We start from the raw sequence: 12,423 nt of genomic DNA, 5'->3' as shown, positions 1-12,423 counted from the left end.
GTGCAGATGTCTCTTGCGAAATGGTCAATGGGCCTTTGGGCTGGAACGGTGCTTGCGTGGTCGCTGGCCTGTGTTACTGCTTGTAGTGCAGGTGGCGATGCTGTAGAGATTGCTCCTAACGAAGATGCTCATTATGGCTCTGCCGGAGGCAACGATTCCGATGACAACGGGGAAAAGGATTCCAAAAAAGACAAAGATAAACCTAAGGATGTTGAGCCCTCGGATTCTTTGAAAGTTGAAGTCCTTGTTTTGTTCGGTGATTCTTTGTTCAGTGATTCTACGGAAGGTCTAGAATTTGTCTACATCCCGTCAATGATGCTCAATCGTGGCACAATCAAGTATTCTGTCTCTTCGTATTATATCGCGACGACGGAAGTGACGCAGAAGTTGTATAAAGAAGTGGTTGGCTCGCTACCTAATCAGGACAAGGAGAAGGATAGCCTGCCTGTCGTGAATGTCTCTTGGTTCGATGCGGTATTATTCTGCAATGCGTTGTCCAAAAAAGTCGGCCTGGATACGGTTTATACGTACAAGTCTGTGGGCGATGAGAATTTCTTGGAAGACCTGAAAATTGATTACTCCGTTGAGGGAATCCGGTTGCTGACGGAAATGGAATGGGAAGTGGCTGCGCACGGAGGAGTGTACGAATCGGCGAACTATTGGGGAAGCGAACCGGCTTCCGAGTATGCGTATTACGGACAAAGTAAAGGGCCTACGGAGGTGGCGCAGTTCATCCCTAATGCTTATGGACTTTACGACATGGCCGGTAATGTTGCCGAGTGGGTTAACGATTGGTACGACAGCTATTCCACAAAAGACGAGGAGAACCCCGTCGGGCCATCGACAGGGACATCGAAGTGTGTCCGTGGTGGCGGCTGGACCGATAAAGTTGCAAAAATTGCCCCGAAGGAACGCGACAAGAAGGACCCTCTGTACCATGGTGTCACAGTGGGCTTCAGGATAGCCTATTCAAAAGGCTTTTGATGTATAAGATAGCCTAAGTTCCGAATTTATTTTTGCTACATTTTTCCCCATGATGAAGTATAGATTGGTTGTGCTTGCTTTATGTTTGGGCTTGTTTGCCTGCTCCGAGGAGAAGTCGGAACCTCTGCCGCAATTGCCGCACGTAGAAGTGCCTTCGGAACTGGCAGGGCAGTATTCGGGGCAGTTCCCCTGTGACAATTGCAAGGCTCTCATTGTCCGCGCCGTTTTTGCTGCCGATAGTGGGGTTACGGCAATCCGTACGCTTGTCATGGACACGATGGCGGTGGACACTTTGCAGGGAAAGTACGAAGTCGGTCCCGACAGCATTATCACGCTCTCTTTACCCAAATGGCGCAACTGGAATTTCAAGCGTAATCGCATGGGCAACCTTGAACTGCTGAATGGCAGCGGTCAACCTTATTTGAACGAGGATGAATTGAAGTACGAACTTATCCGTATTTTTACCATGCCCAAGATGAAGGCTGTTCCTGATTCGAGTGGTTCACAAAAGGCCGCGGAGTAGTTTATGCTGTGTAGAGTCCTCATTGTTGACGACGAACCTCTCGCCCGCATGCGTATGCGTTCCCTGTTGGAACCGTATTCCCAGGAGTTTGAAATTGTTGGCGAAGCCTCTTCGGGGGCAACGGCGATAGAGCAAATTAGGGAACTTGTCCCTGACGTGGTTTTCTTGGACATTCAGATGGTGGACATGAACGCTTTCGAAGTGTTGCATGCCCTGGACATGGACGACGACATGCCGCTGATTGTCTTTACGACGGCGTTCGAAGATTTTGCTCTCCGCGCTTACGAAGAGAATACCGTAGATTACCTGCTCAAGCCGATTGAACCGGAGCGTTTCGAGGCCACGGTCGCAAAGTTGCGCAAGCGCTTTTCTTCAATGGTTTCGGAACAGCAGATGCCGGGAGATTTCTCGTGGGACAAGTTCCGTGCTATGGTGAATAACGACGACCAGTACATGCAACGGATTCAGGTGAAAATCGGGGACCGTATCTTGCTCGTGAATGTCGACGAAATCGTCCGCTTCCAGAGCGAGGAAAAGTACACGACGGTCTACACGATGAATAACCGCTACATCATCGACACCCCCCTGGTCGATTTGGAAAAACGGCTCGACCCGCGTGTGTTCGTGCGAATCCACCGCGCGCACTTGGTGGCTATCGATTACATTGCCGAGATGCGCAAGACCGATGCAAGCCGCTTGAACGTTGTGCTGCGCGATAAGGACCATACGCAGTTGATGGTGAGCCGTAATTTTGTGAAGAAGGTGAAGAACCTTTAATTTGGAGTTCCTGATGGACAGTGACAAGAAACAGTTTTCGATACCCAAGTTTTTGAAATCCCTGACAAGGGAGATTATCGTTCCGGTTGCGTTAGCCCTTATCGTCATCCAGTATGTGGTCCAGGCGTTCCAGATTCCTAGCGGCTCCATGGAGAACTCCTTGCTCACAGGCGATTTCCTTTTAGGGCTCAAGTTTACGTATGGCTCGCCGATTCCTTTCACGAACCAGAAGTTCCCGGGCTATGCTCTCCCGGAACGCGGGGATGTCGTAATTTTCCGTTACCCGGGCGAACCCGAATATCCGGACAACAACCCGGCGCGCTACACGCACATGTTCAACGCGCTCATGTTCGGTAATGTGTATTGGGACCACGAACCGGCAGACGGCCAGCCTCACCTGGTGCATTATGCCGACGGCCCGAAGGACTATATCAAGCGCTGCGTCGCGGTAAGCGGCGACACGCTCCAGGTCCACAATGGCGTGCTTGCCGTGAATGGCGAGTGGCAACGGACTCTCCCTGCGAAGGGCAAGTGGACGGCTTCGCACAGAACATCTTCGCCTCGTGACGAGCGCGGCCCGATAGTGATCCCGTCTGTCGGGGATACCTTGTATGTGGATTCTCTTTCGCTCGAACAGCTTTGGTGGCTGCGTTCCGTGGTGGTGCAGGAAAATCCGGACTCCCGCGTGGAATACGATATCTCGCTGTGGAAGGATGGTGTCGAGGCGAATAATTACGAATTCGAGGACTTTGGCATTCCGGTCGAGAGCGAGCGTGGCTTTACGCTGAATGCTTTACTCCAACGTAACCAGCTTGTGCTGCAACGCGTGAACCAGGGCGATACGGTTCGCGGGAAGATGCCGTTCGCGTTTTACAGGGACTATGCACGAATTGCGTTCTTGCCAGTCGTGATTCCCGAAGAAATGCAAGGGACGTTTACCCGTCGCGTGAGTTACATGGCTTTCGAAGGTGCCCAGTTGCAAGACCTTGAGGGCAATGTAGCGCAGCTGAATGCACGGCTTGCCGCCGATACCTTGGCGGACTCTTCGGCCGCAGTGACAGATTCCTCTGCTGCGCCTGCAAAGCCGCACTTTGAAATTCGCAAGAAGTTGATTGTGGACGGGAACCCGATTGACCGCTATGTGGTGAAGACTCCGCTGTTCTTCATGATGGGGGACAACCGCGACAACTCCGCCGACAGCCGCTATTGGGGCTTCGTCACGCTCCGCAATATTCGTGCTAAGGCTTTTGTTCTTTACTTCTCTTTCGAGAACGACGACCAGGCGTTCGCGCTTGGCAACCCCTTCACCTGGTGGCGCCTGCCCTTCAGGATCCGCTGGACGCGCATTGGTAAGATTATCGACCTGATAGATTGATGATGAAGTTCTTCCCTCTCGTATTCGCTTTTGCCGGAATGGCGATGTTGCTCTCCTGCGCGACGCAGGTGGCTCCCGGTGGTGGCCCCGAAGACAAGTTGCCACCCCGTGTCGCCGCTGTGTACCCGGCGCCGAATACGACGAACCATCCGAACGAACTTTTCGTGAAGCTGGAATTCGATGAGTGGATCAATGCGTCGGTGCCGCGTAGCGCTGTCTCAATCTCTCCGCCGATAGACAAGAAGATGCGCTTCGAAGTGAGTGGCAAGACGCTCGTGCTTACGTCGCGGGCTGTGTTGGATACAGGTACGACATACACGGTGACTTTTGCGGGAGGTATCAAGGACCTGCATGGCAACATGCTCGCCACCCCCTTCCAGCTTGTGTTTTCTACGGGCGCAAAGATTGACTCCTTGAAACTTCTTGGGCGTGTCTTGGTGAGCGATTCTCTGATTCGCAAGAAAGTCTACCCGAGCATAGGGCTGTTCTTGATGGGCGCCGATCGCGAAGGCAGGCACTACTTGGACAAGTACCGCGACACGGTTACTCATGCGCTAGATTCTTTGCCGATGTTGACCAAGGAACCGCCGCTGTTCCTCACCCGTACCGACAGCGTGGGCAACTTCGTGTTGTCGGGACTGCGACCGGGCCGTTACCGCGTTGTCGCGTTCCTGGATGCGAACGGCAACCAGAAAATCGAAGCGAGTTCCGAACTGGTTGGCGTGTGGACGGGCGACTTGTCTCTAGATTCGACGACGACGGACACGTTGTGGGTCCCGCTTGCCGACCAAGATACCACAAAACTTGAATTGTCGTCTTTGACTCAGCCGGGCGCCTCGGTGCTCGAAGCTACGTTTACCCGTCCGGTCTATTTTGATTCTGCATTTGCCGATACGACAAACTGCAAACTCGTCGGTCCCGACAATTCGGAACTTTATCCTTCGTATGTGTACCTTGGTGCTGCATCGAACAAGCCCAGGTTCTACTTTAGCAAGAAGCCTAAACAGGAGATAACGTACAAGTTTGTTTGTGCCCAAGCAAAGGATTCCCTGTTCCGTCCGTTAGACACCCTGCGTAACGAACTGGATTGGGAATGGCAAGAAATGGCGGGCGACACGATGCCTCCTTCGATATCCAAGACGGCAATCCGTGGCAAGGCCAAGGCCGCCTTCCCGGACGATTCGCTCGTGTTCGCTTACGACAAGCCTGTTTTGGATTCCATGACGGAAAAATATTTTGTCGCCATAAACAAGGATACGACCGAAGTCCAGATCAAGCAAATCGACCCGATTCGTTATCTTGTGGTTAACGAGAAACCTTGGCTCACCGATGTGACGGTAGACTTCTTGCAAGGCTACCAGGATACGACTTTGGCGGCAGCCGACAGCAATGGCGTCCGTGACACCGTCATCTCTTTGAAGTACCGTCGCCTGCTGCGCTTCGAGACGGTCTCGAAACTCAAGTTGGCGATGTTGCGCGGAAAAATTCCCGGTGCCAAGGGGGGGGCGAAAGTTCGCCTTTATTCCATTGACGCAAAAACGTATTCTTATGCGGTTTGTGGCACCGACGGAAGTTTTGCCTTCAACGATATTGTTGAAGGAAGCTATTTTATCGATTACTATTACGCCGAAGATGGCAAGCTCACGCCCGATGCGGGCTCGCTATTCCCATTCCGTTTCGGAAAACCTTGGAGGTCGTTTGGCGATACGCTCAAGGTGAAGAACGGCGAAAACGTTTTAAATGACTTGGTGGCCTCCCCATTGCCGGCGCTGCCATAAAGGATGGTTAGAATGAAGAAGATTCCTGATTTTGTTGCTGTGGATTTGGAAACGACCGGGCTCGAGTTTGAGAGCGACGAGATTATCGAGGTCGCTCTTGTCCGCTTCGTGAAAGGCAAGCCGGGGGATTCCCTTGACTTCTTGGTGAAGCCGGACCGTGCGGAACTTCGCCCGTTCATTGAATGCCTGACGGGCATTGCCAAGGCCGACCTCGATGCGGCCGAGGGGTTCGCCGACATTGCTGGCAAGATTTGTGAATTTATCGGAGACCTTCCCTTGGTGGCGCACAACGCCGCCTTTGATTCTCGTTTCCTCAAGAACTCGCTCAAGAAGGTGGGGATTGACTACGAGAACCATCCGTTCTGGGATTCGCTGACGTTCTCGCGCATTGCATACCAGGATGCACCGAACCACCGCCTCGATACGCTCGTGCAGATGCTGAACATCGAACGCAGCCGTGCTCACCGTGCCCTGCCCGATGCCGATGCCTGTGGTCGTCTTTTTGTCATGGCCTTCGAAAAGATTTCTGCCATGGATCCGTGGCTTGTCGATGCGCTCAAGCGTGTTGGCGAAGGTTCCGACTGGGAATCTGTTTTCGGGAAGGCCAAGGGCGAATGGAAGGCTCCTCAGTACAAGCTGCCCGATGTCCCCGCAGCCGCTCCGCTCCCGCAAGAAAAGGCTCCGCGTGTGAGCGAGTTCTTCAAGGAGAACGGTTTCCTTTCGATGTTCGTCGAAAACTTTGTCCCGCGCGAGATGCAGCAGGACTATGCTTCTATCGTGGAGCGCAACATGTACAAGGGCGGCATTTGCGTCCTTGAAGCTCCCACAGGTTCGGGCAAGACGCTTGCATATTTGGTGAGTGCCGCGAACAAGGCTGTGAGCGGCGAACGCGTCGTCATCAGCACGGCAACCCGTGCCCTGCAAGAACAACTCTGGAAAAACGAACTCCCGCAGCTCATGGGAATCTACAACGGGAAACTCATCCCGGCTATTCTCAAGGGTCGCGACAACTATCTTTGCTTGCGCAAGTTCGAGGAACTTTCTTCGTCGTCTTCGCTCCTGTTGGGCGAAGAACTGGATTCGTTCATGGCGCTCATTCCGTGGGTGCTTTCGACCGAGACCGGCGACATCAACGAATGTGCCTCGTTCAGTGTCGGCCGCAATAGGGTTCTCTGGTCCAAGCTCGCCAGCAACGCATCTTCGTGCCTTGGTGAAAAGTGCCCGCATTATGCGAAGTGCCCGGCTCTCGCTGCCAAGCGTCGCGCTTTGGGTGCAAACTTGCTTTTGGTGAATCATTCTCTGTTCCTTGCCGATCTCGCTCTCGACTTTGCGCTCCTCCCGCCGTACGAGCATATCGTTTTCGACGAAGCGCACCGCCTGCCTGCGGCAAGCAACCAGTCGTTCGGCCGTGCCATTTCGTTCTTCACGTTCCGTAACATCATCAAGACGCTTGTGCCGTCTCGCGATGGCCGTGGTGGGCTTATCGAATCCATCAAGTCGCGCCTCCCGGAGGCATCGCCTGCCACGGTTGAAAAGCTGGACCAGCTCACGCTCTCGCTCAACGAGATGGAGAAAGCGCTGCATCGTTTGTTCATGAAGTTGGGCAAGAAGATTGGCAAGATGAAACTCTCCCGCAGTGGGCTCATGTTTGCCAATGGCATCCAGGCAGATTACGATGTCGACCCGACTTCGTTCTTGGATGCTTATGCAGCAGTCAAGTCCGCTAGTGACGCTGCTTTCGCCGACATCCGCAACGAGAAGAGTGTCGATGGCTTGCTGAACGATGCCGAAGGCCGTTTGGCCGAGATGGACCGTTACATGGCCGATTTCGAATTCATTGCCAAGGCCGGCCGCAAGGATTGGGTCTGTTGCCTCGAAGAACCGTTTAACCCGCACACGCTCAAGATGTATGCCTATCCGCTCCATTTCGAATCTGTGTGGACTGAAAAATTCTATTCGTGGATCAAGTCCGCGACGTTCACTTCGGCAACACTTGCCGTGCAGAACTCCGTGGAATACTTCATGCACCGCATGGGCATGGACCGCCTTGCTTCTACGAAGAAACCGTTCTACCGCGTTTACAGCGAACAGCCGGTCTCTTCTGGCCGTCGCTCCGTCTATGTTACCAAGTATCTGCCCAAGCCGTCTGCTCCGGAATTCGTCGATGCGATGAACCAGACGCTGGTGGAAGTTCTCCCGAATGTCGAGGAAAACACGATGGTGCTGTTCACGAGTGTTGCTGCGATGCTCAAGGCCCAGGCGGCCCTCGCTCCGGCATTCGCTTCGAAGAACAAGCTCCTGCTCTGCCAGAATGTAGACGGTTCGCTTGACAGTTTGGTGACGATGTTCCGCAAGGAACGCGGGGCCTGCTTGCTGGGCTGCCAGAGCCTGTGGGAAGGTGTCGACTTCCCGGGCGATGCTCTCAAGCTCCTCGTGATTACCAAGCTTCCGTTCCCGAACCCGTCCGACCCTATTGTCGCGGGCCTCAGCAACGAATACAAAGAACGCGGTGAGAACCCCTTCAAGAGCTACTACGTGCCCGAGGCGTACATGGAAATGCGCCAGGGACTCGGAAGACTCTTGCGTACGGAGGGAGACTCCGGAAAGGTGCTTATTCTCGACAATCGCGTCGTTACCGAACACTACGGGAAGACGTTCCAGAAGATATGGAATTTCAAACAGAAATTCCTGTTCTCCGTGGACGACGTGAAGAAGTACATCTAGTGACTGACATTTGGCGCTGAGCCAAAAATTTTCTAAATTTGGCATCCCGATTAAAAGGTGCTTATGCTTGAGTTGAATGCTTTTTTTGACGGCATGTCCAAGCCGCTACTTCGCGCTGCGCATGCCAAGGCCTTTGGTAAGAAGGGCTTGCTGAACAACGCTCTTATTTTGAGCGAGACATTGGAATTTTTTTGTGATAGGGAACGTGTTGTCACGTTATTCTCGAAGATGGATGCTTGGCAGCGCCGCTGCCTGAACCTGATTTATCATAGTGGTGCGCGTGGCCTTACTTTTAACGAGCTGCGCCTGACTATCCCGGTGAACAAGAGCCGCGACTTGCAGACGTTCCTCTTGTCTATGTGTCGCGAATTCGTGTTGTGGCGTTCTGCTTCTTCGACTCCGGTGTACCAGGGCTTTTCCAACTTCGTCGGTTGTTTCGAAATAGACGAAACGGTCGAGTTCGATACGACTTCGCCGGCAGTTTCTTTTGGGCGTATGCTGGACTGGCACGTGTGCTTTGTCCTCTCCCTTGCCCAGCGTAGGGAACTGCGTGTAAATACGAATGGCTCGTTGCATCGTCGAGGCCGTATGCTTTGTGTCGAAGCGTTCTCCATGTCTCGTCGCATGAGCGAGAAGGCTGCCGAGAACGAGCTCATGCTCATCTTCTCGTTCCTCACGCAGAATGGCTGGCTCGAACAAGACGACGCCTTTGTCGTGCCGTCGGAACATGCACTCGAGTTCTTGCGCAAGAACGGTTTCCGTTTGCATCAGGACATCCTGAACTGGTGGCTCAACCGCCGTTTCCATGGCGACAGGGAACACCTGGAACAGCTCCTCCGTTCCTTGAACAACGGCCGTAGCGTTTCCGAGGCGGCGTTCCTCTTCTGGGTGATGGATCCGTCGTATCGTATCCTCGAACGCAACAAGGTGCTCCCGTGGGAATACCTGCCGCGCCCGCTCCGCGAACTGTGGCTCCTGGGCCTTGTGGACTTCCGCATGGTGCAGGGGAAGGTCTCCGCTGTGCTGTTGGGTTCGAACGGCAAGGAATGGCTTTCGCCCTCGTCGGTGCAGCTCCCGCAGCCGAGCATTTCGGCTCTCCCGAACTTCGACGTGGTCGTTTCTGTCGAGACCTCTCCGCGCGTGCTGTTTACGCTCGCTTGCCTCGCCAATGTCAAGAACGACGAAACCATGCTTTGCTTCACGCTTGCCAAGGATGTTTACCTGGAAGGCCTCAAGAGCGGGATGCCCGAAACCGAAGTGGACCATTTCTGCACTTGGATCAAGCCGCCTGCGAATGTGCTTTCGACTCTTGAAGAATGGAACTCCTCCTTCTATGGCGTGCGCGTCCGTTCTGTCCGCTTGATGAAAATTGACAACAAGCAAATTCTTTCGGAGCTTTCGAACTTTGCACAGTTCATGGAATGTGTCGAGGAGTATGTCCCGAATTACGGATTTATCCTGAATCCCGAGAAGGAAGGCTATGCCTTCGACATCCTCGAGAACTTTGGCTATTGCCCGTTCGTGAACCGCTCGGCCGACAACCGCAAGCCTGTCTCTGACGAGGAATGGCGCAAGGAATTTGCCGTGGCCTGGCCCAAGGCCGGTAAGCCCGACTACGACCTGAAGGAATCTGCCGATAGCGATTCGCTGCAGACGACGATGAACTCGACGAAGTACGGCAGCCTCTACCAGAAGTTGAATACGTTCGACCTCGTGAAGGTGCTGCGCTACGCGAAGACGGTGGGGACTCTCCTGGCCGCCCAGATTAAGGACCCGAACAAGCGCTTGGCCCAGCAAGAAGAAATCGTATTCTCGGTACACTCCCTGCACCTGGCAAAGGCTCCCTTCATCGTGGAAATCCAGAAGAGCAAGGAAGATTCCGTCAGCATGTTGGACCTTTCGTTTATCCAGGAAATCAAGGTCCTGCACAAGAGATTCGCATAAAATAACCTCCCGTTCGGGAGGTTTCGATAAAACCGGAAATAATAGCGCGGGCGCTTATTGGAATCAATAGGGCGCCCGTTCTTTTTAGCTCTTGAATTTGTCGAGGGCGTCGTTCGGGCCGATGAGGAAGAGCACGTCGTCTTCTTGCAGCACGATGTCGGCGAGGTTACCGATTTTGGGAGTCGGTTCTTGCGGGTCGCGGATGGCGATGACCTGCACCCCGTACTTGTGGGTGATGTTCAAATCCTTCAGAGTCTTGCCGATGAAGTCCTTGGGGCATACGACTTCGACGATGCTGAAGCCTTCCATGAACGGCAAGAAGTCGAGCATGTTCGGGCGGTTCAGGCGTTCGGCAAGTGCGATGGCCGAGTCGCGTTCCGGGTGGAAAATGTCCGAGACGCCGAGCTTTTCGAGGATGCTCGAGTGGGCGGCGCTACTGGACTTCGCGATGATGTGCTTGACGCCGAGTTCCTTCAAGTTCAACACAGTAAGGAGACTTGCTTCCAGGTTTTCGCCAATACAGACGATGACGGAGTCCGCCTTCTGCAGCGGGATGCTCGAAAGCTGCTTTTTGCGGGTAGAGTCGGCGACCATGGCCTGCGACACGGTGCTCGAAATGTCTTGCACCTTTTCGGGATGGTTGTCCACCACGAGCACATCGTGCCCGAGGCTCGTCAGGTGACGGGCGAGGAAGATGGCAGAGTTGCCAAGACCGATGATGATGTATTGCTTAGATGCCATGGGATGAAATTTAGTAAATAGAGGCTAGAGGCTAGGGACTAGAGTGAATAATGGCGGCGAAGCCGCCCTCTAGAATTTAGGGGCTAGAAACTAGAGACTAGAGATTAGAGTAAATAGTCACGGCGAAGCCACCCTCTAGATCCTAGATCCTAGTCTCTAATCCCTAACCCACCATTATATCTTCTTCGGCGAACCAGGTGGTGTTTTTGACCCGTCCGGCGACGGCGGAGATGAGGAACAACGGTCCCATACGTCCGATAAACATCACGCAACAGATGACGATGCGCCCAACCGTGGAAAGCTCGCCCGTGAGACCCATCGAAAGCCCGCACGTGCTGTAGGCGCTCACCACTTCGAACAAAACCTTGAGGAAGGGCGTGCCGTTCTCGTTGAAACCCACTCCTGCGGGGATTTCGGTGCAGAGCAGCACCATGGTCGCAAGTGCTATGACCACGATGGCCACGACGAAAATTCGCACAGCCTTGTCGACCGTGGTTTCGGGAATGGTGCGGCCCATGACCTGGGTCTTTTCGCGGCCGAGCACCCTGTTGAAGCCGAGGAGCCCGATGACCGCTGCCGTAGTGACCTTGATACCGCCACCGCAGCTACCGGGGTTAGCCCCGATGAACATGATGATGATAAAGAAGAACAGGGAACTGGCGCAGAGGGCCGGAGTGTCTACCGTATTGAGACCAGCGGTACGGCTCGTGAAGGCCATGAAGAACGTGGTCTGGAGCTTGTCGAAGAAGGAGAGCCCGTTGAGGGTGTTGCCCCATTCGGTGAGCATGAAAGCGACAATGCTTGCCGCAACGATAACGAGCGTGCAGAAGGTCGCAATGCGTGTATGCAGAGAAATCTTGCGGAAACGGCGACGCTTGAAGTCGAAGGCGTACTGCAATTCCGTGATAGCGAGGAAGCCGAATCCGCCTGCGAGTGCAAGCACACATGTCGTGATGTTCATGACGGGGTTGAGCTGGAATTGCATGAGCGAGTCGGGGAACAGCGTGAACCCGACGTTACAGAAAGAACTGACTGCCTGGAAGACAGAGCAGAAAATGCGGTCGTACAGTTCCATGTTGCTGAACTGCGTGAAGTAGACAACGCCACCGATAGCTTCCAGGATGAACGTGAAGGGGAGCACCGCCATGAGGATGCGCTTCGCGTCGACGTTACCTTCTTGCGTGAAGTTCGAAAGCAGGACGGACTGGTGGTTGAATCCCGGGTGCATGCCGGCAAGCAAGATAAGCACCGTAGATACGGTCATGATACCCAAACCGCCGAGCTGCATCAGGAGGACGAGAACCCAGTAACCGAACCCTGTGAACGTGGTGCTGATGTCGATGACAGAAAGCCCGGTCACGCACACGGCCGATGTCGCCGTGAACAGCGCCTGCAAAAAGTCGATGGGCTCACGCGTAGAGACAGGCAAGCGGAGAAGTACGGCTCCGACGGCTATGATGAGCAAATAGCCCAGCACGACCAACGTAATGGGGTTCGCCTGTTTTTTCGCCTTGAAGACGTTTTCGGAAGTCGTGTCCGTGAACGCTTGGTACTTCGAACGTAGCATAGGTATGACT

At 54.0% G+C, this 12,423-nt stretch carries 9 protein-coding genes; 7 read left to right on the top strand and 2 right to left on the bottom strand.

Going from position 1 to position 12,423, the window contains the following annotated elements; translation table 11 throughout:
• Positions 1-6: 6 nt before the first annotated feature.
• From Q0Y46_RS06865 to Q0Y46_RS06835, 7 genes are all read left to right on the top strand, one after another.
• On the top strand, positions 7-984 hold the full coding sequence (locus tag Q0Y46_RS06865) for an SUMF1/EgtB/PvdO family nonheme iron enzyme (RefSeq protein WP_297946052.1): 978 nt from the start codon (positions 7-9) through the stop codon (positions 982-984).
• A 49-nt stretch (positions 985-1,033) separates the two neighbouring features.
• On the top strand, positions 1,034-1,507 hold the full coding sequence (locus Q0Y46_RS06860; RefSeq protein ID WP_295679730.1) for a hypothetical protein: 474 nt from the start codon (positions 1,034-1,036) through the stop codon (positions 1,505-1,507).
• 3 nt (positions 1,508-1,510) lie between these two features.
• Positions 1,511-2,284 (top strand): LytTR family DNA-binding domain-containing protein, encoded by a 774-nt coding sequence (locus tag Q0Y46_RS06855; protein ID WP_295679728.1) that lies wholly within the window; start codon positions 1,511-1,513, stop codon positions 2,282-2,284.
• A gap of 13 nt (positions 2,285-2,297) precedes the next feature.
• The gene (lepB, locus tag Q0Y46_RS06850) at positions 2,298-3,659 is read left to right on the top strand and encodes a signal peptidase I (protein ID WP_297946049.1); all 1,362 of its coding nucleotides are present in this window, start codon (positions 2,298-2,300) and stop codon (positions 3,657-3,659) included.
• Positions 3,659-5,437, top strand: a complete 1,779-nt coding sequence (locus tag Q0Y46_RS06845; RefSeq protein ID WP_295679723.1) for an Ig-like domain-containing protein — start codon at positions 3,659-3,661, stop codon at positions 5,435-5,437. The genes lepB and Q0Y46_RS06845 overlap by 1 nt, the downstream gene beginning before the upstream one ends.
• Before the next feature lie 12 nt (positions 5,438-5,449).
• Positions 5,450-8,161, top strand: coding sequence for a helicase C-terminal domain-containing protein (locus tag Q0Y46_RS06840; RefSeq protein WP_297946047.1), 2,712 nt, complete (start codon positions 5,450-5,452; stop codon positions 8,159-8,161).
• A 63-nt stretch (positions 8,162-8,224) separates the two neighbouring features.
• The gene (locus Q0Y46_RS06835; RefSeq protein ID WP_295679717.1) at positions 8,225-10,105 is read left to right on the top strand and encodes a hypothetical protein; all 1,881 of its coding nucleotides are present in this window, start codon (positions 8,225-8,227) and stop codon (positions 10,103-10,105) included.
• Between the two features lie 84 nt (positions 10,106-10,189).
• Here the strand turns inward: Q0Y46_RS06835 and Q0Y46_RS06830 are convergent, their stop codons facing one another.
• Both Q0Y46_RS06830 and Q0Y46_RS06825 read right to left on the bottom strand, forming a co-directional pair.
• Positions 10,190-10,846, bottom strand: a complete 657-nt coding sequence (locus Q0Y46_RS06830) for a TrkA family potassium uptake protein (RefSeq protein WP_295679715.1) — start codon at positions 10,844-10,846, stop codon at positions 10,190-10,192.
• 163 nt (positions 10,847-11,009) lie between these two features.
• Complete coding sequence (locus Q0Y46_RS06825; RefSeq protein WP_295679712.1) at positions 11,010-12,413, bottom strand: potassium transporter TrkG; 1,404 nt, start codon at positions 12,411-12,413, stop codon at positions 11,010-11,012.
• Positions 12,414-12,423: the final 10 nt, after the last annotated feature.

It is taken from the genome of uncultured Fibrobacter sp., from assembly GCF_947305105.1.
GTDB lineage: Bacteria > Fibrobacterota > Fibrobacteria > Fibrobacterales > Fibrobacteraceae > Fibrobacter.
This window is presented reverse-complemented; position numbering and strand designations above follow the sequence as displayed.

Coding starts and splice junctions, on each gene's coding strand:
- Q0Y46_RS06865 (WP_297946052.1), top strand. CDS start 7: ATGTCTCTTGCGAAATGGTCAATGGGCCTTTGGGCTGGAACGGTGCTT.
- Q0Y46_RS06860 (WP_295679730.1), top strand. CDS start 1,034: ATGATGAAGTATAGATTGGTTGTGCTTGCTTTATGTTTGGGCTTGTTT.
- Q0Y46_RS06855 (WP_295679728.1), top strand. CDS start 1,511: ATGCTGTGTAGAGTCCTCATTGTTGACGACGAACCTCTCGCCCGCATG.
- lepB (WP_297946049.1), top strand. CDS start 2,298: ATGGACAGTGACAAGAAACAGTTTTCGATACCCAAGTTTTTGAAATCC.
- Q0Y46_RS06845 (WP_295679723.1), top strand. CDS start 3,659: ATGATGAAGTTCTTCCCTCTCGTATTCGCTTTTGCCGGAATGGCGATG.
- Q0Y46_RS06840 (WP_297946047.1), top strand. CDS start 5,450: ATGAAGAAGATTCCTGATTTTGTTGCTGTGGATTTGGAAACGACCGGG.
- Q0Y46_RS06835 (WP_295679717.1), top strand. CDS start 8,225: ATGCTTGAGTTGAATGCTTTTTTTGACGGCATGTCCAAGCCGCTACTT.
- Q0Y46_RS06830 (WP_295679715.1), bottom strand. CDS start 10,846: ATGGCATCTAAGCAATACATCATCATCGGTCTTGGCAACTCTGCCATC.
- Q0Y46_RS06825 (WP_295679712.1), bottom strand. CDS start 12,413: ATGCTACGTTCGAAGTACCAAGCGTTCACGGACACGACTTCCGAAAAC.